Raw genomic sequence first — 25,110 nt, forward strand, 5'->3', positions numbered from 1 at the left:
TTATTGTAGTATGGTTGGGACTACCTTTGACCGTATCTGGCTTGTGCTGAATGATTACAGATAACCCTACAATACCATAATGAAACCCGGCATCCTGCTTTTTATTTTCCTGGTTAGTTTTTCTATAACAAGTATTGCACAAACGAACCGTACGGTAAGGGGTAAGGTTTATGACAGCAGTCATGTGGCTTTACCGGGCGCAACAGTAATGCTTATTCCTGATGCCGGTAAAGACACTTTAAAAACACTAACAGACAAAGCCGGGCAATTCGTTTTCTCCCATGTGATAACAAAAAAATTTACATTAAAAGTTACCAATGCGGGGCTGGAGGATGTGATCAACGGATATGATGTTGAAGAGGGCAAATCTGATTTTAACGCCGGCAGTATTACCATGCTGCCCGCTTTTCAAACTTTGCAGGAAGTAGTGATCAGTCCGCCGCCTGTTGTTATTAAGGAAGATACCATTGAGTTCAGGGCGGATTCTTTTAAAGTAAAACCCAATTCATCGGTGGAGGATCTTTTAAAGAAGCTGCCCGGGCTGGAGGTAGATAAGGATGGTAATATTACCGCACAGGGGAAAACCATAACTAAAATTAAAGTAAACGGCAAAGACTTTTTTGGCGGCGATCCCAAAACCGCTTCCCGCGAATTACCGGCGGAAATTATAGACAAGGTGCAGTTGGTGGATGATTACGGCGATCTTGCCGCCGCATCGGGTATTAAAGATGGCGACCCCAATATCGTCATCAACCTTCAGTTAAAGAAAGATAAGAACCAGGGCGTATTTGGCCGTGCTTCTGCCGGATACGGTACGGATAACCGTTACCAGGGCACCTTAAATGCTAATGTGTTCAGGGAAAGTACACAGCTATCCGTTCTGGGGAACCTGAATAATATTAATCAGAACCTCTTTAATTTCGGTGGTAATGCAGGTGGCGGGAGAGGCGGAGGTAACTCCGGAGGCGGTGATGGCGGCACTTCGGATACTAATGCCGACCAGAACGGTATTACCAATAACAAATCCATTGGAGCGAATTTCAGAACAGATTTTAATAACAAAAAAGGATCCTTTTACGGCAACTATAGTTTTGCCAGCCGCAACACGGTAACCTCGCGTAATACTTCGCAGGAAAACTTCTTTGGCAACGGTTCATTCATCAACAATAAAAACAGCCTTTCCGATAACCTGAATGATAATCACCGCGCCAATCTGAATTTTGAATACAATTTCGATTCATTAAATTATCTTAAGGTAAGTCCCAACTTTTCTTACGGGTATGCCAGCAACAGAAGCAACAGCGATTTTAATTATTGGGAAAATGATATTTTTAAAACGCAGGAAGGATATAACGGAGATACGGTTCACAGAAAAACGCCCAATTTTAGCGGAGACATTAATTATAATCATCGCTTCAGAAAAAAGGGAAGGAACTTTTCCGTGAATATAGGGTTGGGTACTTCTACTTCATTAAGTGATGACGACAGGATCAACTTTACACGGGAATTCATGAAAGCGGGCGGATATTCGGATGCTTATCTCGACCAGTTGATCACACAGGGTAACAGCAATCATAATTACGGTATCCGCGCAACCTATACAGAGCCGGTATCCGGCAACAGGTTCCTCGATATTAGCTACGCCTATAATAACGCTTATGCAAAAAACAACCGCCGCACTTTTGACCGCGACTCTATTGGCAGCGACATTCATTTTAACGACAGTCTCAGCAACGCGTATGAAAATACTTTTGTTAATCAACGCGTGGGATTAAGCTTACGTACGGTTAATAAAAAGTACAATTACAGTGTAGGATTAACCGTGCAGCCTATGGAGATTAATGGCTATTCTATTTCGAAAGACAGTGTCTACACGCCGCAGCGAAGAATAAACGTGGCGCCTTCTGCCAGGCTTTCCTATAATTTTTCGCGAACCAGGCGGCTAAATATGAACTATAACGCCAACTACCAGCAGCCTTCTTTTGATCAGTTGCAGCCGGTGAGGGATGTATCTAACCCGCAATACCAAACCCAGGGAAACCCCGGTCTGCGGCCGGCATTCAATCATAATTTCCGCGCGTTTTTTAATAATTTTAATTATACCAGCGGCCGCACCATGTTTGTGGGCATGAGGGGAAACATGATCCATAACCGGATTGTAAATAATAATATGCGGATAGACAGCAGCGGCGCCCAGTTAAGCATGCCGGAGAATGTAAAAGGTAATTATAGCTTATCCGGATTTTATAATTATTCGCAGCCTTTCCGGAACAGGAAATACATTGTTTCCTTAAATGGGAATATAAATTATAATCACGATGTTGGACTGGTAGACAGCAAGAAGAATACAGGTAATAACTGGATCGCTACCCAGCGGCTGAATGTTGAATTTAATTATAAAGAATGGCTTGAGCTTAACTTTAGCGGGGCGTATAGTCTTAATTCCACAAAATATACGCTCTCTCAAAATGGTGAACGCCTTAGTTCAGCCGCATGGACATTGAGGAGTAATATGCGCATGGATATTCCGGGCGGACTGATACTGCGTTACGATATCAATTATCTTATTAATAACGGGCTGGCATCTGCTGTAAATGGCAATCCCACCTTATTCAATGCTTCTATAGAAAAAACCATCTTTAAAAAGAAGAATGGTTTTATACGGGTATCTGGTTTTGATATTTTTAACCAGAACACCAATATCAGCCGGCAGGTAAACGGCAACGCTATCATAGATAGCAGGGTTAACCGCCTTACCCGTTACTTCATGCTTACTTTTTCTTACCGGTTGATGCAGTTCAAAGGTGGGCAGCAAGCTCCTGAACAGAACAGGGAAATGGGCCCGGGACGGGGAGAGCGAAGAAATCGTCAATGGTGAGGAAGGGGAAGGTGATAGGTATCAGGTCTCACCACTCACGATTCACTTCTCACCCCGTATCCTTCTGTCCTTGCAGCAGCCAGGAAAAATAATCGCTACGGGTTAAAAAATCTGCTTCAATGCTGTCCATTCTTATAAACTTTACTACCTTAACATCCTTTATTTTTAAAAGGCAATAGTATGAGGAAGTACTTTTCTTCTCTGTCAGGCGTATCCTTTTTAATATTTGTATTAATGGCTTGTACTGAAACCCAACCCGGAAAAGGAGTTGAATATGCAAAAGGCAGTTACGGTTATGATGCCGCGTTTTTAAAAGAACACCTGGATAATACCATAGAATTATGGAATGAAGATGGCGCGAGGGTATTACTTACCGCCGATTACCAGGGGCGCGTAATGACCAGCAGCGCCAGCGGCGATTCGGGCAATAGTGCTGGATGGATTAACTACGACCTGATCGCCGCCGGAAAATTTAAGGATCAGTTTAACGCCGTTGGCGGGGAAGAGCGATTATGGATTGGACCGGAAGGCGGGCAGTATTCCTTTTATTTTAAAAAGGGCGACTCCTTCCATATCAAAAACTGGCAGGTACCCCCCATTATTGATACGATAGCCTACCAGGTAACGCATTCGGACAGCTCCAGTGTTGAATTTTCGCAAAAGGCCGTTGTTACCAACTACAGCGGAACCGAATTTAATATTTTCATCAACAGGAATATTCACCTGTTAGATGCAACGGCACTAAATAGCCGCTTACAAACCAACGTTCCCGGTAATGTGCAATGGGTTGCCTATGAAACAGAGAACATCATTAAAAACATGGGTGAAAATGCCTGGAAAAAAGAAACCGGGCTGCTTTCCATCTGGCTGCTGGGCATGTTTACCCCGTCTGACGAAACGGTTACTATTGTTCCTTTTCACAACCGTAAGGATGTTAAAGATTTTATTACCGACAATTATTTCGGGCAAATTCCTGCCAGCCGGCTCATTGTACAAGACAGTGCGCTGTTATTAAAATGCGATGGAAAGCACCGCAGCAAATTAGGTTTGTTGCCCGCTATTGCCAAACCGCTTGCTGCCAGTTTTGATTTTAAAAGAAATATGCTGACCGTTATCTTTTTTGATATTGAGGCGAACGGCGATTATGTAAACTCTAAATGGGAACTGCAAAAGCAGCCCTATAAAGGCGATGTGGTAAACGCTTATAATGACGGCCCGTTAGAAGACGGCTCGCAGTTGGGACCTTTTTACGAACTGGAATCTTCCTCTGCGGCCAAACCGCTGCAACCGGGGGAAACACAAACCTATCGCCAGGTTACCTGCCACTTTGAAGGTGATTATGCAGCCTTAAAAGCGCTTGCGCGGCACCTCCTTGGGGTTGACCTCGATAAGGCTAAAATGCCATAGGATATGAATTATTTTATCACGAAATACGTATTACACTTTAAAAATTATCTGCATGAAATTGTATAAAACACAGAATGGAACTGTACTGGAGCATAATGGCGGATACTATATATCAGGCGCGGCTTTTGATACACTGATCAACAGAAATAACCTTTACGGCTACCTGCTGTATTCCCTGGCTAAGTTTTCCAAACTATCGGAGGAAGAAGTAGCGATTTTTTTAACACGTCCGCTTTTGGCACCCATAGGAACCCAGGAAGTGTGGGCCGCGGGTGTAACGTATTTGCGTAGCCGCGATGCCCGTATGGAAGAATCAAAAGAATCGGGTGGCGCTACTTTTTATGATAAAGTATACGAAGCGGAAAGGCCGGAATTGTTTTTCAAATCGCTTCCCCACCGCGTTGCCGGGCATTTTGAAGATGTGTATATCCGCAGGGATTCTACCTGGAACGTTCCCGAACCGGAACTCACTTTATTTATCAACAGCGCGGGCAACATACAGGCCTACACTATAGGAAACGATATGAGTTCACGCAGCATTGAAGGAGAAAATCCTTTGTACCTGCCGCAGGCCAAAACCTATGAAAGAAGCGCTGCGCTTGGGCCCTGTCTTTATATACCTGAATACCCCATTGATACGGGTACTACCATCAGTATGAACATTCTCCGCAATAACCAATCCATATTTGAAGGTGCTATCAAACTCAGCATGATGAAAAGGTCGCTCCCCGAACTGGCTGCATTTTTATTCAGGGAAACCGACTTCCCCTCTGGCTGTTTTTTAATGACCGGCACCTGCCTGGTGCCCGACAATGATTTTACGCTTCTTGAAAATGATATCGTAAATATCAGTATTGATGAAATTGGCACTTTGCTGAACAGGGTTATGCATAAACCGCTTGCTGTATAAAAGATGTAATAGCATTAGTCCGTTCCGGAGAGTGTACTGGCATGAGTTCTGCTATGAAGGCATTACCTGGTTTGATATGGTGCGTCTCAGAAAAGTATATAACGAAACCACCAATGGCTTCGACAACTTTGTTGGGCATATCAATAAAAGCTTCAACCAGCCTTTGCAGGAAAAGCACCTGCTGTTCCCGTTGGGTGTACAGGAAATGCTGAACAACCCGAACCTGAAACCTCAAAACCCCGGGTATCCGCAATAAATAAATTGCAGGTAAAGGATTACAAAAAAGACGGCAGATGATCAGTTGATCATCTGCCGTCTTTTTTGTAATGCCATCATTAAAAGCACTTATACATAATCATACACCATCTAATATTTGGCCAATTAATTTTCCGAAACGCAATAACACTCAAAATCCAATTAATTATAACCGGGGTTTTGAGCTATAGACTTATTGCTATTATCAATCTCCTGCTGGGGATAAGGCAACAGGTTGTTTTTTGGAGCAACAAAAGTGCGCTTGGGCTTATATGTTCCTTCTGCAGGCAAGCTATTGTATACTTCCGTTGCCAGTCCCCATCTTACCAGGTCAAAATGACGTTCGCCGCCTTCAAACGCTAATTCCATTTTTCTTTCGTACATCAAATCATTAAAAGTTGGTGCAGCAATCGGATCTAAGCCCGCTCTTTCATGAACCAGATTAAAAGATTCTGCGGCAGCTGCAACACCGGTTGTTCTATTTTGAGGCCCGCCACCGTTCAGGTTCATAATGGCCTCTGCATGCAACAGCAGTATATCGGCATATCTTAATGCCGGTACATTTAACCCGGGCGCCCAGCCGGTATAGCTTTGCGCATAAGGCTGCATGAATTTTACACAAACAACATCCGATTGATTGTTGGGCGCTATAAGCGTAGCAGTGATACCATTATAGGTAACCTTGTCTACATTTCGCCTGGCAACAGTGGCTTTTTTTCTTTTGTCTCCCGGTTGATACGTATCATAAAAAGCATTGGTAGCGCTTACCAGGCGCCAACCTTCGCCCACCGGCTCGTTATTGTCGGGCTGTGTTCCACCCCATACGTTGTTAGGCAGATACAGGATGGGAGTAATAGGATAGGAATCATACCTGGCTCCCAGCACCCAGAGCATCTCACTTTCATTATCATGATCAAGTGTAAACAAATCGGAGTATACAGGATATAAGGCGTGTTTTTGGGAGCTGATCACTTTCTCTGCTGCGTCTTTACATTCCTGCCACTTTTTGCGATGAGCATATACTTTTGCCAGCAAACCCCAGGCTGCTCCCTGTCCCGGGCGCCCTTCTTCATGGTCAAAAGACAATTGGGCAGTAGCGTCTTTCAGACCCGATTCGATAACGTCCCATACCTGATCTTCTGTAGCGCGTGTAAGCGCCGACTCTGTGTTGGCCGGGTCATAGATGGGAACACCGCCGTACCTGATCACTTCCTGGAAATATGCAAAAGCCAGCAGGAAATTTGCCTCTCCCAATATCCGGTTTTTCTGTGTCTGATCCATGTCAATATTAGGCACGTTATGCAACACATCATTAGCTCTTTTGATTACCTGGTAATACTCCTTGTAACTGTTAAGGCTAAGGTCATTTTCTGTATTCTGTACGGCCCTGAATTCCGTCATTGCAATAAAATCTGAATAGTTGTCATTCATATAACCAATATCGCTGAAGGCTTCCATGCCGCACCATTCTTCGCCGCCCAGCGCTTCTTCTCCCTGCAGCGGGGAATAAACACCCCCCAGGGCAGATTCGGCCTGGTCCGCTGTTTTCCAGAAAACAGCATCGGTAAACTCATGTGGTTCCTTATTGAGGAAATCTTTGGAGCAGGCGCTTAAAAGGCATGCCATCAATATATATACTGTATATTTTTTCATAGCGGGAAAATTAAAAATTAAAGTTTATGCCTAAGATATATGCTTTAGCCTGTGGATAGGCACCCCTGTCAACACCATACATATTGGCATTGACGTTAACATCTGAACCGATCTCGGGATCAAATCCGGAATATTTTGTGATAGTGATCAGGTTTTGGAAAGTAAGGAATACCCTCAGCTTTGAAATATTAGGTCCGAGCACATTGTTGCTAAATGTGTATCCGAAGGATAAATACTTCATGCGCAGAAAACTTCCGTCTTCAATATAGAAAGTACTGTAAGTGTGGTTGCTGTTCAGGTCTTTAATAGACACTCTCGGAATATCTGTATTGGTATGATCCGGCGTCCAGCGGTCTAATATATCCGCACTGTTATTATAACTGGCACCCTGCATCAGTTTTCCGCCAATAGTTAAACCGTTGAATATTTTATTGCCCTGGCTGCCGCTCCACATCATATTCATATCAAATTTGCCATAATTAAGAGAGGCATTCAATGAATATGTAAATTGAGGGAAACTGTTGCCTGCATTGATACGATCGTCAGCGCTTATCACGCCATCGCCATTGGTGTCCTGAAATTTCAGATCACCTGCTACTGCATTAGGCTGGATGATAGTGCCGTTTTTATCTTTGTAACTATCCACTTCACCCTGGGATTGGAAAATGCCCAATGTCTTCAATACATAGAAATGCCCTAAGGCTTCACCTTCCGCTATTCTGCCCACCTGGGTATTTTTATAATCGGAAGTGAATATTTGTTTGGCCCCGGTTACTCCCAGTGTCTCGAGCTTGTTTTTAACAGTAGCTGCATTGGCGGTAATTTCATAGCCCAGCTTGTGTGCGCCTGCATCCCTGTAAGTAACACTGAAATCAAATCCTTTATTAGATACTACACCTGCATTCTGGAAAGGAGCAGTGTTCACGCCGTATGATGATACCAGTGGTACCCTTACCAGAATGTCGGTTGTTTTTTTATGGTAATAATCCGCGCTTACGAGCAACCTGTTACTCATAAAACCTGCATCAATACCGATATCTGTTTGCGTGGTTACTTCCCACTTAATGGTCGTATTGGCCATGCGGTTCTGGGCTACCGAAGTATAGATCGCACCATCTAAAGTAGGGGATTCAACACTGCTTACCGTGCTGTAGTATTGATAGTTGGGTATTTTGTCATTACCCAATTGGCCCCAGCTTGCCCTGATCTTGAGATCAGATACCACATTGGTAGCCGGTTCAAAAAAGTTCTCTTTGGAAATTCTCCAGCCACCGGAAACGGAGGGGAAAGTACCCCAGCGGTATTCAGGCGCAAACTTTGAGGAGCCGTCCCTGCGGATGTTGGCTGCCAGCAGATATTTGTCTCCGAAGGCATAACTTACTCTTCCGAAATAGCCCACCAGCGAATAATCGTCAGCGCTGCCGGTTACATGGTCAGGAAATGTGCCGGCATTGTTGAAGTAACGCAAAGCATTTTCCTGGTTACTGAAATCGTTAGCTGTTCCGCTTGATGTCCAATCATTATACCCCGCTTCTGACGACATCCCTATAAGTGCAGAAACATGGTGTTCACCAAAGCTCCTGTCAAAAGTCAGTGTATTGTTCCATATCCAGGTATTATTGGTAGCAAAGTATTCGGATAATGAATTCTTTTTGTTAAACCCTCTGCCTGCACCCGGCGCAATAGCAACGAAGTTCTTGTTTTTACCGTAACCGAGATTGTAAGCGAAATCAGTTTTAACTGTAAACATATCGAGGAACTTATATTCCAGGTAAGCATTTCCTCCGAATCCTATTCCTTTATTCCGGTAACTCCTGTTATTGAGCGATGCCACCGGATTGGGAAAATCACCGGAAGGCGTACCATACACACCGTTAGCCTTGTCTGCCCACACAGGTATATCTCTAAAGTTGAAAAGTGCTGAGCTTAATACACCATCATAAGCGCCGCGAAATTCACCGGCTTTCTGGTCGGTTATTACAGCAGAAATATTTTCACCAAACGTAAGGTTTTTAAATAGCTCGTGCTGGCTGTTGAACCTGATATTGTAGCGTTTAAAATTGGTGCCCATTACAATACCATTATCATCTAAGTAGCCCAGGGAGAAAGAGTAATTAGACCGGCTGCTACCTCCCCTGATGGCCAGGTCATGAGTGGCTATATAAGCAGGTTTTAATACTTCTTTAAACCAGTCGGTCCTTGTAACGGCATTATCCGGCTCGTTATAATAATCCCAGATAGCATCCGTGGAAGGTGTGCCGTCATTGGTCAGCGCTTCCTTATGGATCAGGTTCCTTTGTTCTGCATTTAAGGCTTTAGGCATTCTCCATGCCTGCTGTATGCCATGGCTGGTATTATAGGAGATTGTTGTTTTCTGATCTCTCCTGCCTTTTTTAGTAGTTACTATAACAACGCCGTTAGCGCCTCTTGATCCATATATCGCTGCGGATGCCGCGTCTTTCAACACAGAAATACTTTCTATATCAGCAGGATTTAAACCGCCAATACCACCTGTAATAATCCCATCTACCACATATAAAGGGCTGTTATCGTTGATTGATCCCGAGCCTCTTACTCTTATTTCAACGCCTTCACCAGGCGCACCCGAATTTTGCACAACAGTTACACCTGCTGCGCGCCCCTGTAAAGCATGCGATACCGACTGATTGATACCCTGGTTTACATCATCAGCTTTTATAGTAGAAATAGCGCCTGTTACATCCACCTTTTTTTGTGTACCATAACCAATAACCACTATTTCTTCCGCTGTAGTTTCTTTTGGAGACAGCACGATATTTACGGGGTCATTACCCCTTACCGTTATTTCTTTGGTTTCGTAGCCCACTGAAGAAACTACCAACGTAACGTTGCGCTGTGAAGTTTGCAATCTGAAATTGCCCGATGCATCAGAGCTTGTTCCTGTATTGGCGCCTTTAATTACTACAGATGCGCCGGAAACCGGTTCGCCTTTATCATTCACAACGCGGCCTGTAATATCAGCCGCCTTTTCAGACTCAACCGGTTTGTTCAACACAACAACTTTTCTTCTAAGTACAATCGTTTTATCGTCAAAAACAAAATCAAGTCCTTCGGGCGTAATGTATTTTTCAAGCGCTTCCCGAATGCCGGCACCCTTCAACGAAATATCAATACGCTTATCCAGACGTAATATTTCATCCGGATACAGGAACTGGTAATTTGATTGCTTCTGAATTTCCTTCAACACTTTGGAAATAGGAGCATTTTTTAAGGAAAGGGTTATTTGCTGCGAATAAGCCTTCCCATTTACACGAAGACAAACTGCTACTATCAGGAAAGCAGTAAACTTCATCACCCTCAGGGTACGAAGCAGCCTATCGTTTGAAGAGCAGGCAGGAATAAAAGATAGATTCATAACCTTGTTAGTTTTGTTTACATTAATTTAAAATTTAAGAACAATACAAACTTTATAATGATCAGGGCAGAACAATTATTCGCCCTTTTTCGATCCGGAAATGAACTTCATTGGTCAGCTCCAGTTTTCTCAGCAGTTGCGATACATTCACAAACCGGCTAAGTTCACCGGTAAAATGGAGGTCGTCTTTTCGTTCAAACACAACATCAACATTATACCAGCGTTCAATTTGCCGCATAATCGTTTTTATATCGGCACTACTAAAAGAAAATTTCCCATTCTTCCATGCCACGGCTCCTTCAACATCCGCATCAGGAACCAGTTGAAAACTGCCTTTATTGTTTAACAGAACCTGCTGCCCGGGGTGTATCAGTTTTGAATTTCCTGCATTGCTTATTTTCAATGAACCTTTCAGCAAAGTAGTATTAACAGTTGCTTCGTCATCATAAGCCATGATATTAAAACTGGTACCCAGTACATTCACATACATATCTTTCACTTTTACCCTGAAAGGTTTTGAAGCATTCCGCGCTATTTCAAAGTATGCCTCACCGGTTATCTCCACTTCCCGCAAACTATCACTGAATTCGGCAGGAAATTTTAAGGAAGAAGAAGCATTCAGCCAAACAACAGAGCCATCAGCCAGCACTACCTGGTATTGCCCCCCCCTTGGTGTTGCAATGGTATTATATATTATGGCACTGTTATCCGCTGCGCTTTTCTGCTTTTGATAATGCAACAGGCCGTTATCCATCTTTACCACTCTTGTATTGCCCTGAACACCCAATTGTCCATTTGAACTGCTGTCTAAAATTATAGTTGAGCCATCGCCAAGTGTGAGCATAGCCCTGGTGCCGCCAGGTGAAATATCCTTAACCGCTCCTGCGGCTGCAACTGCAGGCAGTTTTTTTTCTTTACCGCCAAAATAAAACAGCAGGCTCGATGCGCTTATAAAGGAAGCCATTACTGCAACTTTTAATAGCATTGATTGCCTTTTATACCTCATGACTATACGTTCATAAGCGATATAGTCATTCAACCTGTTTTTTACTCTTTCACTAACAGCTTTCCCCATTTCTTCTGAAAACAGTGTGGTGTCCTCCGGCGAAAAGGTGTAGAACCATTCGTCCAGAACAACCTTTTCTTGAAGTGTAATTGAACCATCCAAACTCTTTTGAATGAGCGCTTGTATATAGCCCGGCACATGCTTCATGTACTTGTATGGTGCCACGAGCAACCTGCAGCACCCACAGCCGGAGAAAAATTTTTAAAGCAGATATAAGGGTTAGGGTGTGAACTTTAAACCTCAAATGCTTCCTAAAACAAAAACTGCAACAGCTTCTTCATGGAAAAACGCAGGTGATGAAGGGCTTTATTGATCTGGTTTTCAACCGTTTTTGAAGTAATGTTCATTTCCAAGGCTATTTCTCTATTGGTCATGCCTTTTTCGCGGCTGTATTTAAAGATCATTTTACACCGCTCCGGTAAGGCGTCAACTTCTTTTGCAACAAATTCAAGCAAATACTTGTTATGCAATGTATTTTCCAGTTCAAATTCTGCAATTAAACCCTGATTTGATTCAACATACTGATGAGCCTGCGCATTTTTACGTATCACTTTGAATACCATGTAACGGGTTGATGATGAGAGGTAATGATCAAGAGAACGTATATCTGCACTTTTACGGTTTTTCCAGAGACTGGCAAAAATATCATGAAGAATATCTTCTGCAGGACAGGTATGGCGAAGGCGCGAGAAAGCTATGGTAAAAAGTAGTCTCCAGTAGCGGTTATATATTTCACTAAATGCACGTTCATCATCTTCTTTTAGAAGAATCAGCAACATATCATTAGTATATAACTGATAATTCTTCATCAGCTTAATGGTATATGCGATATCATCATTTTACGATGACACGCTGATAATAAATGTCTTTAACAACTTGAAGTGAAAATCTTCCCGGTGAAATTTCATTTAGTCAGACACGACTATTTTGAGGATGAGGTCTATATCTAATGCGTAAAGTATTTGCAATAACAGTAATTTCAACAAATCTAAACATTACAATTCAGCCATTTTCTGTATCATGTTATCATATTATAAAATCTCATTTACATGAAAAATGCCTGCATTAAAATGTAAGTTAATAAGCATTCTTTTCTTTCCATGCAGCAAAATATTTCAAACGTTTGCAATTTTTTCCGGCAAACATATTTTCATGTTACCATAAAACAACCGAATATGCATTTCAAACACTTATGTCTTCTCATCTCATTATGCAGTGTTTCCTCCCTGAACGCACAGGAAAATAAAAACCGGGTGCAACAAACCTATTTCCTAATTGCCCACCGCGGCGGCGTGGTAGACAGTACCAAAGCGGAAAATAGTTTGCCTGCCCTTAAGGCGGCCATTGAACGCGGTTATACAATGGTGGAAATTGACCTGCGACTAACGAAAGACAGGGTATTGATCATTCATCATGACACCAATTTTAAACGGTACTTTGGGGTGGATAAGAAGGTATCGGATATGAACTGGAAAGAGATCAGCAAATTAAAAAGCAATACCGGAGGAAGCAGGGTATTGACATTTGAAGCGGCATTACAATATTGCAGCGGAAAAATTGCAGTAATGATTGATAATAAGATCAGCGGAAACGACACGGTTCTGTTTTCCAAAGTAATTGCTTTATTAAAAAAATATAAGCTGGATAAAGCAGCATTAATGATCGGCACCGATGAATCAACCGGTTTTTTTACAGGCAAAATAAAACTGAGCTGCACCAGGAAACAGTTGGAGGAAAATATGCTGAAACCCGGCTATAGTCCTTTACATTACTACCTTTTTGGTAATGAAATTACGCGTGATGATGTGGAATGGGCTAAGCGTAATACTATACTGGCGGTGGGCGTAGTAAATGCCTGGCGCTACAGGAGGTTTGCCGATCCGCTGGCTGAAGCGGAAAAAGATGCGCAGCGCTTAAAAGCTACAGGATTAAATTACTTCCAAATTGATAGTGAATTTGAACGGTTTTTCAGGTGACGAATCCGTCAGGTCTGCTCAACCAGCAAAGCAACCCCGCCGACCTTTCAGACTGCCCTCATTTTCACATTTTCAAATTTTCAAATTACCCAATCAGCATTCTTTCAAACCCAAAGGTATATTAATGGCCAGGCCGCCTTCCGCGGTTTCCTTGTATTTGTTGTTCATATCAACTGCCGTATCCCACATGGTTTTTACTACGGCGTCTAACGAAACCTTTGCAAAATCAGGAGTGCTTTGCAAAGCCAGTTGCGATGCGGTGATGGCCTTTATGGCGCCCATGGTGTTTCTTTCTATGCAGGGTACCTGCACCAGCCCGGCAATAGGATCGCAGGTTAAGCCCAGGTGATGCTCCATAGCTATTTCAGCCGCCATGAGCGCCTGCTTTTGTGTGCCGCCCATCGCTTCTGTTAATGCTCCCGCGGCCATTGCCGATGAAACGCCGATCTCGGCCTGGCAGCCGCCCATTGCCGCGGAGATGGTTGCTCCCTTTTTAAAAATGCTTCCTATTTCTGAGGCGGTTAATAAAAACCGGATCACATTTTCTTCCGTATCACCATTGCAGAAAATAATATAGTATAGCAATACTGCCGGAACAACGCCCGCGGCACCGTTAGTAGGCGCAGTTACCACCCGGCCGAATGAAGCGTTTTGCTCATTAACGGCAAGCGCGAAGCAGCTTACCCAGTCTAAAATATAGTTAAACCCGTTTCCGCCTTCCTGTATAGCCTTTATCCATGTGGCATAATCCCGGTACTTTCTGCCCTGCAATAATTTTTTATTCAGCGCGGCGGCACGGCGTTTTACATGTAGTCCGCCGGGCAGTACGCCTTCTTCATGACAACCTTTATATACGCACTCCTGCATTACCCGGTATAGCCGTACAATCCCTTTCCTGGTATCTTCTTCCGGCCGCCAGGCATTTTCATTTTCCATTACCACCTCGTATATGCTTAACCCTTTCATACACCAGTGCAACAGATCTGATGCGGTATTGACAGGAAAAGGCAGTTGCACCCTATTGGTTTTTCCCGTTTCTTTTCCTTCCTGCTGCACAAAGCCTCCGCCAACGGAATAATAGGTTTCTTCCATTACATTTCCGTTAGTAAGCGTTACTAAAAACCTGAGGGCATTAGGGTGAAAGGGAAGCGACTCTTTGGCCAGGAAAACAATATCGGTATAAGGGTCAAATGCAAGGTCCTGCTTCCCCCGTAAGCGTATTTTTTTATTAACCGCGATAGTATTGATATAGGTATTGATATTTTCCACTGCAAAGGTTTCCGGATCCTCACCACACAATCCCAGTTGAACAGCAATATCGGTACCATGCCCTTTACCCGTTTTAGCCAAAGAACCATATAACAACACCTGCAATGAAACCACCTCATTTAATAGTTGCTGCGCGGCCAGCTTAGCGGTAAAAAGTTGCGCGGCCCGCCATGGACCGAGCGTATGGGAACTGGACGGGCCAACGCCTATTTTAAACATATCAAATACAGAAATGGCTTCGTGGGGCAATGGTATGTGTTTATATAAAGGTAAAGGCTTTGAAGTATATGAATACCTCAAAGCCGCTGCAGTAAAATTTTTGTTTATTTACTGCACCCCAACAAGTTCTAAGGAAAATATAATAACAGAGTTTGCCGGTATTATCACATTGCCGTTAGCATCTTTGGCATCTTTATCGCCATACCCCAGGCTGGGAGGAATAAAGAGCTTGATTTTACCCCCGGTTTGAATGTGCTTCAGTCCTTTTTGCCAGCCGGGAATCAATCCACCCAGCGTGAACTTTGCCGGCGTTCCATTGGTTTTGTCAAAAACCTGGTCGTTGGTTAATGTGCCGGTATAATTCACGGTGATTACAGAACACACTTCAGCCACTTTGCCTGCTCCGGCAGCTTCAACAATATAATATACACCGGATGAATCTTTAAGCGCGGTTATTCCCTTGCTTTCGAGATACTGTTGAACCTTTTGCACCTCGCTATCCGGCGCCTTAACGTTCAATTCGGTGTAAGGACAACCCGAATCCTTTTTTAAACATGATGCAAACGCAAAAACTGCAAACACTGCAAAACCATAAAAGGCGATCTTTCTCATATATTTTTTTCTTTATACCCATTGATATAAACACTTACGAAAACGTTGCATCCTTACTTTGTTTTAACATCCGCTTCCTGCGCCTGCTTTAGCTCAAGATAGCGCTGCTCATTCATTTCCCATTTATGGCGCCTGTTGAATATGGAAAAAAAAACGGCTATAGCCAATACCGCTATAATTAATACCAGCGGGTTAGATTGCGTATTGCCTACCATGACGGCTCTTTTATCCCATCCCGACAAATAATTAACAAGTATAGGCAGCGCAAGCAAGAGCCCTAATGGAAGACCTACGAGCAACTGGTAGAACATCCTTTTTTGCCGTACCCTGTTTTGCTCCCAATATATAATAAACGCCTTTTCTTCCTCACTTAGCATGATAATAACAAATTGATTTGCAAATATAGGTGAGACCGGAAAAAGAGCCATGTTACCATTTTAGCCTGCTGACTTAAAATATGATAAGGGGTTAAAACTTATGCCCTGTTACTTTTTATATTTTTGTAACTTGTGTTCCTGATTCCGGGTATCATTCTTTACTAAAAACAGCCAGAATTTTGAAGATAGCACATTTACTTGGACAATACCTGCTCCAAAATAAAAAAATGCAGTTACAGGGCATCGGTGAATTTGTATTGGATAATTTTTATGAGAATCCATTTGAAAATGAAAAAGGAAAGATCAAACTCCCCGAAAATACCATACAATTTTCTGCCGGTAAAAAAACCGGGGAAGATGAGGGGCTTATTGATTTTATTGCGCAACGTACCGGTAAAATAAGGCCGCTGGCTGCATCGGACCTGGAGGATTTTTTAAATATCGGTAAGCAGCTATTAAATGTAAGCAAGCAGTTTTATATTGAAGGCCTGGGTACTTTAATTTTGAACGACAGCAGTAACTACGATTTTATCCAGGGCAATGAAGTAATGACGGCTACTGTTCCGGAAGAAAACAGTTCAAAAAAGCGGGCTTTAAAAGGAGAAGATCATCCTGATAATATGTCATTCGAGGATGGCTATCCCAAACCGGCTAAAACATCAGACAATGCGCTCCGCAAATTATTGATATTATTTGCCCTGGTACTGGGACTGGCAATAATAGGATGGATTGTGTATTATTTTTTTCAACAATGGCAGGCGGGTAAAAACCGGCAGGAGAATACACCGGAAAATATTCAGCCTGTAATTCCTTCTCCGGCCGCGGTGCAGGATTCTGCTGCAACAACAGGAGCAGACAGTTCATCTGTTTCCGCCAATAACAATAACGGTAATACTACCTATAAAGTAATTATTGAAACCGCTCAGCGCCAGCGGGCTTTAAGCAGGCATGAGGAACTGCTAAAAATGGGCTATGATGTAAAGCTCAGTACGGAAGACTCCGCTTCTTTTAAATTATACACCTTAGTTACCGGGCCTTTGTCGGACACAAGCCGCAGCAGGGATTCGATTACCCGTTTTTTTGGCAGAAAGGCAAGGATCGAATTAAAATAAATGCATGAAACGGATATCCTTTGCATTAGGCTGCATTAATGCCGACCTATTGTTCAGCTCAATTTCTGTTGGTTTTGGGCAGTATACGAACATTTAAGGAAGACAGATACTATACTAAAATATGCATAACATATTTATAATGAACAATATAATAAATTATTATTAAAATTTTATTGATTTCTTAACGTAGTTCCCTTTCATTCAGGCTGTTTTTTATGATAAAAACAGGTATCTTTGTGTTGGTTATACACAATTAATTAAAAAGCCATTCTGAAATGGCTTTTTAATTAATTGTGTATAACCAACACAATTAATTAAAAAGCCATTCTGAAATGGCTTTCGCTTTATATCTGCCCGATTCCTGCCGCACGCTATTCAATTAACGGATACGATTTGCCCTTTATATGAATGTTACATTTTGCTGAAAATGTAAACACAAATTCCGGTACGCCCCAGCAACGTACTTCATGTTAAAACAATTACAACATGGAAACAATGATCAAAGACCTGTATTTTGACAGGGAGATGGTAAATACTTTAGAAAAAATGAAAGTGGATATTGATATACTTTACGTTTATCTCATGAATGGCAAAATTACGCTGCAGGAATATTTATACCTGTGCGGTGTAAAATAATCTGCCTTTACGCAAGTACAGTAAAAGCCAAAGCACCGTTCAATCCGGTGCTTTGGCTTACAACAACTATTCATTACATACATTAATACAACTGATATGCTTTCGTTAATACTGCTTTGTATCCGGCTGAAAAAGGGCTAAAAAAGCGGAACGCTTTTGCGTTCCGCTATAATTAATAGTGTTAAAAGGTTAGAGGGGTTTCAGGGTTAATTTATTTGCTGTTGCTGATGGCGCTTTGTTATTTATCCCACCATACCCGGGTTTTTAAATCATCGGCGCCCAACCATTGTACCGCTTGCGCGTAGTTGGCTTCATTTATCCGCGTTTCATCTGCAGGATATAATGCCCGCCTGGCAATATAGCCTGGTCCCTGCGTACCAATAACAATTTCAGGAAAACCTGTTCTTCTCCATTCAAACCAGGCTTCATAGCCTACAAAATAGAGCGACAACCATTTCTGGCGTGCAATTTTTTCAAGCTTCTCCTCCGCTGTACCGCTGTAGGCAACGGCTGGCTGTGTATAATAACTATTATCGGGGATAACATCCTCGCCTTTCAGCTTAAGGTAAGATGCCGCATACCTGCTGCCCACCCTCTCCGCATAATAAGCAAACTGGTCTTTAATACCATTCAGATAATAATCCGCGGCCGCTGTGGAACCTCCCGGTATATATCCTTTTTCTGCGGCTTCTGCCAGGTTAAATTGTTCCTCTGAATAGGTTAAGATAATGCCCTGTGCCGCATCTTTTGATGCCAGATCGGGGGCAAAAGAACGGGGTGCCCAAAGCATGCCCGGCGCGGAATAGTTCCGGGGATCAGACAATGGCCCATTTCCGTTTACTCCACCCACATATTCAAAATTTGCCGGATCCGGGTCTGTTCCAACAACGCTTACCTGGGCAGGAAGCGCATACACGGGCAAACGCGGATCGTTCAGTAATTTCAAATTATCTACCAGGTTTTTAGAAACACGGGTACTGGTTACATAATCACTGGCGCTTCTTGTAAACAATGGCATGGAATTACCATCGCTGTCAGCAATATAATCCAGGGCTGCCTGATCAGCATTTGATGTAAACAAGGGATATTTAACAGGATTGTTTAAGATATTAGTTAAAGCACCTGAAGGATCAACCTGTTTGGATTGCCGCATTAATAAGCGAATCATCAGCCCTGTAGAAAACTTTTTCCACCTGCTGACATCACTGTTAAAAATAATATCGCCTATTACGGTTTCACTTGTAGATCCCAAAAGCGTACTGGCTTCTTCCAGGTCGGCCAGCAATCCTGCATACACCGCCTGCTGCTGCTCATACTTCGGACTGGCAATTCCCTTTAATTTAGCATTGGCGGCTTCCCTGAAGGGAATAGGACCGTATAAGTCGGTAAGGTTCTGAAACATCCACGAACGCAATACCAGCGCCACACCTTTATAATTGTTCAGTCCATCGGCTTCGGCTATTGTAATCACTTCGTTTAAATCGCGGATATAGTCATAATAATTCCATAAAAAAAGCCCACTTGCATCAGCCCGCGCCCAGTTGCTGAAATTGCCGCTAAAATCATTATAGTTCATATCTCCCGCTATAACGCCCATCCTGTAGGAGCTTCCGAAACTACCGTTAACAGATCCGCGGATAACATTAGTGAACAATACGCCCGGACTTGTAATTTTATCGGGAGAGTTGGGATTGGTATTGATTTCTTCAAAATCTTTTGTACAGCCCGCCAGGAAAAGGAAGGCTAAAAATATGATTGGTTTATACTTTGTCATAACTTTTAATTTTGGAGGTTTTAAAAATTCAGGTTAAGACTAACGCCCACTTCCCTCATAGAAGGTACACTCATGTTTTCAAAACCTGGTACCAGTCCATTACCCGTAGTAGCTATGGCAACTTCCGGATCAAAATGATGGTTACTCTCCGGCCTGAATAATAAAAGGTTTCTGCCTGTTAAGGAAATCTTTGCGTTCTTAATAAATGTGCTGCTGATCAGCTTGTATGGCAGGCTATACCCTACAGACAGCTCACGTAATTTAAAATAGGTAGTGCTGAACAATTGCGCTTCGGAAATATGATCCAGTTGCCCTTTAACCATACTCCGGATATCGGTACCATATACACCTGCATCTAATTTGCCGCCATCGCCGGTTGAGTTAGGCTGGTAAGAACCGTCAGGCATAAGCGCCGCACCTTTGGCATAATAAGGCGCATCGTATTCCGTACCGGGCGCCCGCTCTCCGCGGCCCATCGCACTTTCTATCAACTGGCCGGAACCCGCCGCTTTATTGTAAAAACGGGAAATGAATTTACCGCCAACCTGTCCGGCAAACAGGAAGTTGAGATGAAAATTCTTATAGGTAACCTGGTTGTAAAAGCCGCCGATCCAATCGGGGTTTACATTTCCAAGATACATTTCTTCAGTAGTAGCCTTAGCGCGTCCATTACTTCCTATAATAACCTGCCCTTTCAGCGGGCCATCCGGAACTCTTTGATAACCTGGACCCCATATAGCGCCCATCTTTTCACCTACCCGTGCCTGTATAGAAGCATCTTCACCGGGGTTAGCCTGAACAATTTTATCCACTTCAGTATCCAACGAAATAACTTTCCCTACATTATGCGACCAGTTAATGCTAAAGTTCCATTTGAAGCCCCCTGGCGTACTTACCGGTGTAGCAGACAACATTACTTCAACACCTGAATTTTTAATTTCTCCTGCATTAATAACGCGAAATAATTGACCGGAGCTTTGAACCATGGGCAACCCAAGTACCTGGTTCTTCGTGCGAATATCGTAATAGGTAACATCTACGGCCACGCGATTATTAAAAAAACCAAGCGAAGCCCCTACTTCATAGGTGGAAGATATTTCCGGCTTTAAATTGGCATTCATTAATGTGCTGTTGCCCACCAGTGAATAGTTATTTCCCCAGGGAGAACCATAACCATAAGTATTTATAAGAGAATACAGAGGAGCATCGTTACCCATCTGCGCCCAGCTAAACCTCAGTTGCGCCTGGCTAACAGCAGCAGGAAGACCTAATATATCCCTGATGTTGGTATTTAAGCCAACGGAAGGATAGAAATAGGAATTATTATTGGATGGCAAAGTGCTCGACCAGTCGTTACGCGCGGTTAAATCTAAATATACAAGACCCTTATAATTAAGATTGACCATACCATACACACTGTTGATCCTTTTTTTGTAAATGCTGTTGCCCGCTTCTAACAATTGAGAAGTGTTACCGAGATTATATATGCCGGGTACTGCCAGTCCTTTATTTGTGACGGTATTATTGTTCCCGTTTTGATCGAAGCGATTAGCCCCGGCTGATATTGTATATCCAATATCATCTGCCGCGGCTGCACTATTATAGGTTAACAACAGGTCTGTATTTCTTTCTTCATATTTTATGCGCGTTTCCTGGTAGCCGCCCAGTGGATTATCTGCATTACTTACCGCCCATTTCATAGGGCGAAAATCATAATACAGATCATCGGCGGTACGTACCTTCAATTTCAATTTATCGGTAAAGGCATATTCTAATGCAATATTGCCATACAGCCTGTCCTTATCCTGCGCCTTGGTATTTTCATACATCAGGAAGAAGGGGTTGTTGTGATTTTCGCCGTAATTGAACTGGAACTGCCTTAAACCTTCATAACCAGCCTGCCAGTAATTGCGCAGGGCGTTTATATCTACCTGCCTTGTCATCCAGGTAAAAATATACATGAAGGTATTGCGGCCATACCCGTTATCGGGGCGGTTATCGCTTTTTTGCTTCATGTAATTGAAATTAATGGAAGAAGTAAGCTTGCTGGTAAGTTTATAACTACTGTTTAAGCTTACCTGGTAGCGGTCGAGATTATTGTTAGGTATTACGCCTTTATCATTCAACGAGGAAAGGGAAAGCCTGTAAGTACCTTTATCATTACCGCCCGATAATGCCAGGTTGTTATAGAATTTACTGCCTGTATTAAAGAAGTCTTTAATATTATTGGGTTGCGATACCCAGGGGGTTGCAATTACATCTCCCCGGTTGTTAATCGCTACATCACCTCCTCTGAAACCACCGGTAGTGGGTGAAGTAACTTGTTTTTCCAGGGTTCCATTGTCTAACCGGGGTCCCCAGCTTTCATCATAGGAATCCCTAATGCCGTCTGGATAAATTGACCAGGAGGCACCAAAATTGGAGCCTTCATAATTTCCATCTCTGCCCTGTCCAAACTGGTTTTGGAATTTAGGCAGCCATGCTACTTCCTGGGCAAAATAATAGGTATTGAAATTCACGTCCATGCCTTTGCGGGCACTTCCCTTTTTAGTAGTAATAACAATAGCGCCATTGGCCGCACGCGAGCCGTATAAAGCCGCCGCGGCAGGACCTTTCAGCACGTTCATGGATTCAATATCGGCAGGATTTACTTCTGCTGCACTGTTGCCATAATCCGCGTTGGCATTGGTATTGCTCACCCCATCGTTACCAATAGGAACACCATCTATTACAAAAAGCGGCTGATTATTTTGCATGCTTAATGATGATTCGCCCCTGATGACCATCTTTGAAGAAGAACCTACCGCTCCTGAACTTGAAATTTGAACACCTGCCACTTTACCGGCTATACCATTTACAAAATTAGATGATGGCGATTCATTGAGCTGGGCGCCATCTACCTTTTGCGTAGAATAACCCAACGATTTCTTTTCACGGGAAATACCGAGGGCGGTTACCACCACTTCCGACAGTCCTTTTTTGTCGGTTTCGAGCCGAACATTGGTTACCGCGTTACTGCCGGCGGCAATTTCACGCGCTGTAAACCCAACAGAAGAAAAAACCAGGATAGCATTACTCCCCGCGTCTATGCTGAACTCACCATTCGCGTTGGTTACAGTGGACGTATTGGCACCTTTTACCTGCACCGTAACACCCGATAATGGGTTACCTTCTTCATCCGTTACTCTTCCGGTAATGACGGCCAGGCTGGTAAAAGGCGCGAAGCTCAGCACCACCAGTTCATTATTATTAACAGTATAGCCTAATCCTGTACCCGCCAGTACCCTGCTCATTACTTCCTCAAAAGCGGCTTTTTGTACTTTAAGGGTAACCCTGCTGTTTTCAAAAACCGGGTCATCGGTATACAAAAACCGGTAGCCAGAATGTTTTTCAATAAGCGTCAGCACATTTCTTAAGGACTCTTTTTTTACGGAGAGAGAAATCTCTTTTTGCGCGTTGGCCAAAAGAGCCATTTGTAAACTTAATAATGTAGTAATAATGAAAGAAACCTTCATGATGAACTTCCATTTCAGGGAATAAAGCAAGCCTTGCCTGTCCCAATTAGTTTTGGAAAAATGCATACCTTTAATTGTTGAGTTGAATAATAAGGGAACATAGTCTGTGCTCCCGTTTCCTTAGCAGGGAGATGTTGGCGCATCTCCCTTTTTTGGTTTTACATACTTATTTGTTTAATAATCATTAATTTTTATTTAGTCATTATAAAAACAATGCAAGGTGCCCCATCCGCTCATGAATACAAAGTTTTCCGGCGCTTACCATAGGCATTTAACCATAACATAATACAGTTTGCTTATTAATGCCTGCCTGCTTTGCCAATGATTACATTCCTGTTTTCAAGCCTGTATTCAAAAGGCGTAATCTGTCTTAACGCATCTAAAGCCTCTATGATGTCTTCCTTTTCAAAAGAGCCTGTAAAAGTGAATTTTTCAAGCCGCTCATCATTAAATTGTATAGATACATTGTACCAGCTTTCCATTTTCTGCGCTAAGCTCGAAAAAGGTTCCTTATAAAATGCCAGCTTATTTTGTATCCAGGCAATTTCACTGATACTGCTGTCGGAAGGGTTCGTTTTGATTTTGCCCAAAACAAAAACCTCTTCCTTTTCCGGAGGAAGCGGTATGTTTTTTTCGGACGACCTTACATGAGCAATTTTTCCGATAATAATTTTTTCATTAGGGCGCAGCAATATTCTCCTTTCCCTGTCACTTTTTGAAAACACTTCAATAGCGCCCCTTATAAGCGAAGCCTCCACCATTGAATCTTCCTGGTATGCTTTTACGTTAAAAACGGTTCCTTTTACGCTTATATCCACATCGCCCGCATGTACGGTTAAAGGCACTTTTTCATTTTTGGCTATATCAAAAAAAGCTTCCCCGCTTAAGTATATCTCACGCGTACCCACGCCAAAATCCTTATTATAAGAAAGTTTGCTTCCCGTATTGAGTATAACAGACGAACCATCGGGAAGATGAATAGTACTTTTTGACCCGCCGCTTGTTACCACCTCATTAAGGGGAACACTTAAGGATGTTGGAGGCTTGCCGGTATTTAAAGCAAACCGGGCAAATACCATCATAACAAGAAAAGCGGTGGCTCCTGCAGCATATAATCCCTTTCTCCGCTTAGCCCGTTTCGATAGTTCCATAGTGCTTTTAAACAGGACGGCAGTATTATCAACCTTTACTAAAAGTTGCAACGCATCAAGGCTTTTGGCTTCTTCGGCTTCCGATGCTATACTTTGAAGTGGTAAAGCCTGCAGGTCGGCAAGTAATTCATTTAAATGCAGCGCCTCGCCCGGTTGCTGCAATAGCCGGGCAAGCTCCGAAAGCTCTTCTTCAGAAATTTCATTATTATATTTCCGGGCCAATAATTCCCATATCCTCGAATCGGACATATTATTCAGGTGCTGTTATATAAAGAAGGAGGCCGCTAACGGCCGTTTACCCCCAAAGAATAATAAATATTTTTTCAGGAAGAAAAAGAGAGCGGAATAGACTGGCTCAGTTTTTTTAAAGCAATACCCATTTGGTTCTCAATCGTTTTTTCAGAAAGTCCAAGCAATTCAGCCACTTCCCGGTACTTCAGGTTGTTTTCTTTTACCAGGCTAAATATAAGTTTACACCGGGCAGGCAATGCGCCAATAGCTTCATTAATACGCCGGTGTAATTCTGTTGTAATCATAATATCATGAGGCGTTCTGTGAAGGACACAATCAAAATCATGCAATGTATTCAGTGGTTCCGTGAATAGCTTTTGCTTTTTCAGTTGTTTTAATGTCTTGTTCCTGGCGCAAATAAACAAATACAGTTCTGGTTTAGCCACATTGTACAATAAGTGTCTTTTTTGCCAGAGGGCTAAAAATACGTCATTCACAATCTCTTCTGCCGGTTCCTTTACGCCTGTAAGTGCATATACAAAACGATAGAGCCGGTGAAAGTAGGCTTTATGTAAGTCCCACAAAGCCGATTCATCACCGGTTGCAGCCATCCTGTTAAACAAAATACTGATATCGGCAATAGCACCCTGCATTGTTTATACTACTTGTAATGAT

At 42.8% G+C, this 25,110-nt stretch carries 18 protein-coding genes; 7 read left to right on the forward strand and 11 right to left on the reverse strand.

From position 1 onward, the window contains the following. Nucleotides 1-79 precede the first annotated feature (79 nt). The 4 genes from VL121_RS04125 (at nucleotide 80) to VL121_RS04140 (ending at nucleotide 5,451) form a co-directional block, all read left to right on the forward strand. Nucleotides 80-2,878 carry an outer membrane beta-barrel protein gene (locus VL121_RS04125; protein ID WP_325402450.1) on the forward strand — a complete coding sequence of 933 codons (2,799 nt, stop codon included), beginning with the start codon at nucleotides 80-82 and terminating at the stop codon, nucleotides 2,876-2,878. A gap of 180 nt (nucleotides 2,879-3,058) precedes the next feature. Beyond that, entirely contained in the window at nucleotides 3,059-4,285 is a 1,227-nt protein-coding gene (locus tag VL121_RS04130) for a DUF6786 family protein (RefSeq protein ID WP_325402452.1), read from the forward strand. Nucleotides 4,286-4,337: 52 nt separating this feature from the next. Then, on the forward strand, nucleotides 4,338-5,195 hold the full coding sequence (locus VL121_RS04135) for a fumarylacetoacetate hydrolase family protein (protein WP_325402454.1): 858 nt from the start codon (nucleotides 4,338-4,340) through the stop codon (nucleotides 5,193-5,195). 31 nt (nucleotides 5,196-5,226) lie between these two features. Beyond that, nucleotides 5,227-5,451 (forward strand): RagB/SusD family nutrient uptake outer membrane protein, encoded by a 225-nt coding sequence (locus tag VL121_RS04140; protein WP_325402612.1) that lies wholly within the window; start codon nucleotides 5,227-5,229, stop codon nucleotides 5,449-5,451. Nucleotides 5,452-5,612: 161 nt separating this feature from the next. Here the strand turns inward: VL121_RS04140 and VL121_RS04145 are convergent, their stop codons facing one another. From VL121_RS04145 to VL121_RS04160, 4 genes are all read right to left on the reverse strand, one after another. Further along, on the reverse strand, nucleotides 5,613-7,103 hold the full coding sequence (locus VL121_RS04145) for a RagB/SusD family nutrient uptake outer membrane protein (RefSeq protein ID WP_325402456.1): 1,491 nt from the start codon (nucleotides 7,101-7,103) through the stop codon (nucleotides 5,613-5,615). 10 nt (nucleotides 7,104-7,113) lie between these two features. After that, the gene (locus VL121_RS04150; RefSeq protein WP_325402458.1) at nucleotides 7,114-10,497 is read right to left on the reverse strand and encodes a TonB-dependent receptor; all 3,384 of its coding nucleotides are present in this window, start codon (nucleotides 10,495-10,497) and stop codon (nucleotides 7,114-7,116) included. 61 nt (nucleotides 10,498-10,558) lie between these two features. Continuing rightward, nucleotides 10,559-11,710, reverse strand: a complete 1,152-nt coding sequence (locus VL121_RS04155; RefSeq protein WP_325402460.1) for a FecR family protein — start codon at nucleotides 11,708-11,710, stop codon at nucleotides 10,559-10,561. 104 nt (nucleotides 11,711-11,814) lie between these two features. After that, entirely contained in the window at nucleotides 11,815-12,372 is a 558-nt protein-coding gene (locus VL121_RS04160; protein ID WP_325402462.1) for an RNA polymerase sigma factor, read from the reverse strand. Between the two features lie 366 nt (nucleotides 12,373-12,738). Between VL121_RS04160 and VL121_RS04165 the strand changes: the two genes are divergently transcribed. Beyond that, the gene (locus VL121_RS04165) at nucleotides 12,739-13,539 is read left to right on the forward strand and encodes a glycerophosphodiester phosphodiesterase (protein ID WP_325402464.1); all 801 of its coding nucleotides are present in this window, start codon (nucleotides 12,739-12,741) and stop codon (nucleotides 13,537-13,539) included. A gap of 93 nt (nucleotides 13,540-13,632) precedes the next feature. Here the strand turns inward: VL121_RS04165 and VL121_RS04170 are convergent, their stop codons facing one another. From VL121_RS04170 to VL121_RS04180, 3 genes are all read right to left on the reverse strand, one after another. Further along, the gene (locus VL121_RS04170; protein WP_325402466.1) at nucleotides 13,633-15,057 is read right to left on the reverse strand and encodes an L-serine ammonia-lyase; all 1,425 of its coding nucleotides are present in this window, start codon (nucleotides 15,055-15,057) and stop codon (nucleotides 13,633-13,635) included. A 78-nt stretch (nucleotides 15,058-15,135) separates the two neighbouring features. After that, nucleotides 15,136-15,639: an FKBP-type peptidyl-prolyl cis-trans isomerase gene (locus VL121_RS04175; RefSeq protein WP_325402468.1), complete on the reverse strand. Its 504-nt coding sequence runs from the start codon at nucleotides 15,637-15,639 to the stop codon at nucleotides 15,136-15,138. Nucleotides 15,640-15,692: 53 nt separating this feature from the next. Further along, nucleotides 15,693-16,016: a hypothetical protein gene (locus VL121_RS04180; RefSeq protein ID WP_325402470.1), complete on the reverse strand. Its 324-nt coding sequence runs from the start codon at nucleotides 16,014-16,016 to the stop codon at nucleotides 15,693-15,695. Nucleotides 16,017-16,195: 179 nt separating this feature from the next. Between VL121_RS04180 and VL121_RS04185 the strand changes: the two genes are divergently transcribed. Both VL121_RS04185 and VL121_RS04190 read left to right on the forward strand, forming a co-directional pair. Then, nucleotides 16,196-17,128, forward strand: coding sequence for a hypothetical protein (locus VL121_RS04185; RefSeq protein WP_325402471.1), 933 nt, complete (start codon nucleotides 16,196-16,198; stop codon nucleotides 17,126-17,128). A gap of 486 nt (nucleotides 17,129-17,614) precedes the next feature. Beyond that, nucleotides 17,615-17,764, forward strand: coding sequence for a hypothetical protein (locus VL121_RS04190; protein WP_325402473.1), 150 nt, complete (start codon nucleotides 17,615-17,617; stop codon nucleotides 17,762-17,764). 238 nt (nucleotides 17,765-18,002) lie between these two features. Here VL121_RS04190 and VL121_RS04195 read toward each other — a convergent pair whose 3' ends face one another. The 4 genes from VL121_RS04195 to VL121_RS04210 form a co-directional block, all read right to left on the reverse strand. After that, nucleotides 18,003-19,538 carry a SusD/RagB family nutrient-binding outer membrane lipoprotein gene (locus VL121_RS04195; RefSeq protein WP_325402475.1) on the reverse strand — a complete coding sequence of 512 codons (1,536 nt, stop codon included), beginning with the start codon at nucleotides 19,536-19,538 and terminating at the stop codon, nucleotides 18,003-18,005. 20 nt (nucleotides 19,539-19,558) lie between these two features. After that, a complete protein-coding gene (locus tag VL121_RS04200; RefSeq protein WP_325402477.1) occupies nucleotides 19,559-23,053 on the reverse strand; it encodes a SusC/RagA family TonB-linked outer membrane protein in 3,495 nt (1,164 codons plus the stop codon). 299 nt (nucleotides 23,054-23,352) lie between these two features. Further along, nucleotides 23,353-24,453: a FecR family protein gene (locus tag VL121_RS04205; protein ID WP_325402479.1), complete on the reverse strand. Its 1,101-nt coding sequence runs from the start codon at nucleotides 24,451-24,453 to the stop codon at nucleotides 23,353-23,355. Between the two features lie 74 nt (nucleotides 24,454-24,527). After that, nucleotides 24,528-25,088 (reverse strand): RNA polymerase sigma-70 factor, encoded by a 561-nt coding sequence (locus tag VL121_RS04210; protein WP_325402481.1) that lies wholly within the window; start codon nucleotides 25,086-25,088, stop codon nucleotides 24,528-24,530. Nucleotides 25,089-25,110 lie beyond the last annotated feature (22 nt).

The sequence above is a fragment of the Agriterribacter sp. genome (assembly GCF_035497235.1).
Classification (GTDB): Bacteria; Bacteroidota; Bacteroidia; order Chitinophagales; family Chitinophagaceae; genus Agriterribacter.

What these genes read in the sequence shown, in the direction of transcription:
- VL121_RS04125 (WP_325402450.1), top strand. Translation starts at nt 80, where the DNA reads ATGAAACCCGGCATCCTGCTTTTTATTTTCCTGGTTAGTTTTTCTATA.
- VL121_RS04130 (WP_325402452.1), top strand. Translation starts at nt 3,059, where the DNA reads ATGAGGAAGTACTTTTCTTCTCTGTCAGGCGTATCCTTTTTAATATTT.
- VL121_RS04135 (WP_325402454.1), top strand. Translation starts at nt 4,338, where the DNA reads ATGAAATTGTATAAAACACAGAATGGAACTGTACTGGAGCATAATGGC.
- VL121_RS04145 (WP_325402456.1), bottom strand. Translation starts at nt 7,103, where the DNA reads ATGAAAAAATATACAGTATATATATTGATGGCATGCCTTTTAAGCGCC.
- VL121_RS04150 (WP_325402458.1), bottom strand. Translation starts at nt 10,497, where the DNA reads ATGAATCTATCTTTTATTCCTGCCTGCTCTTCAAACGATAGGCTGCTT.
- VL121_RS04155 (WP_325402460.1), bottom strand. Translation starts at nt 11,710, where the DNA reads ATGAAGCATGTGCCGGGCTATATACAAGCGCTCATTCAAAAGAGTTTG.
- VL121_RS04160 (WP_325402462.1), bottom strand. Translation starts at nt 12,372, where the DNA reads ATGAAGAATTATCAGTTATATACTAATGATATGTTGCTGATTCTTCTA.
- VL121_RS04165 (WP_325402464.1), top strand. Translation starts at nt 12,739, where the DNA reads ATGCATTTCAAACACTTATGTCTTCTCATCTCATTATGCAGTGTTTCC.
- VL121_RS04175 (WP_325402468.1), bottom strand. Translation starts at nt 15,639, where the DNA reads ATGAGAAAGATCGCCTTTTATGGTTTTGCAGTGTTTGCAGTTTTTGCG.
- VL121_RS04180 (WP_325402470.1), bottom strand. Translation starts at nt 16,016, where the DNA reads ATGCTAAGTGAGGAAGAAAAGGCGTTTATTATATATTGGGAGCAAAAC.
- VL121_RS04190 (WP_325402473.1), top strand. Translation starts at nt 17,615, where the DNA reads ATGGAAACAATGATCAAAGACCTGTATTTTGACAGGGAGATGGTAAAT.
- VL121_RS04195 (WP_325402475.1), bottom strand. Translation starts at nt 19,538, where the DNA reads ATGACAAAGTATAAACCAATCATATTTTTAGCCTTCCTTTTCCTGGCG.
- VL121_RS04200 (WP_325402477.1), bottom strand. Translation starts at nt 23,053, where the DNA reads ATGAAGGTTTCTTTCATTATTACTACATTATTAAGTTTACAAATGGCT.
- VL121_RS04205 (WP_325402479.1), bottom strand. Translation starts at nt 24,453, where the DNA reads ATGTCCGATTCGAGGATATGGGAATTATTGGCCCGGAAATATAATAAT.
- VL121_RS04210 (WP_325402481.1), bottom strand. Translation starts at nt 25,088, where the DNA reads ATGCAGGGTGCTATTGCCGATATCAGTATTTTGTTTAACAGGATGGCT.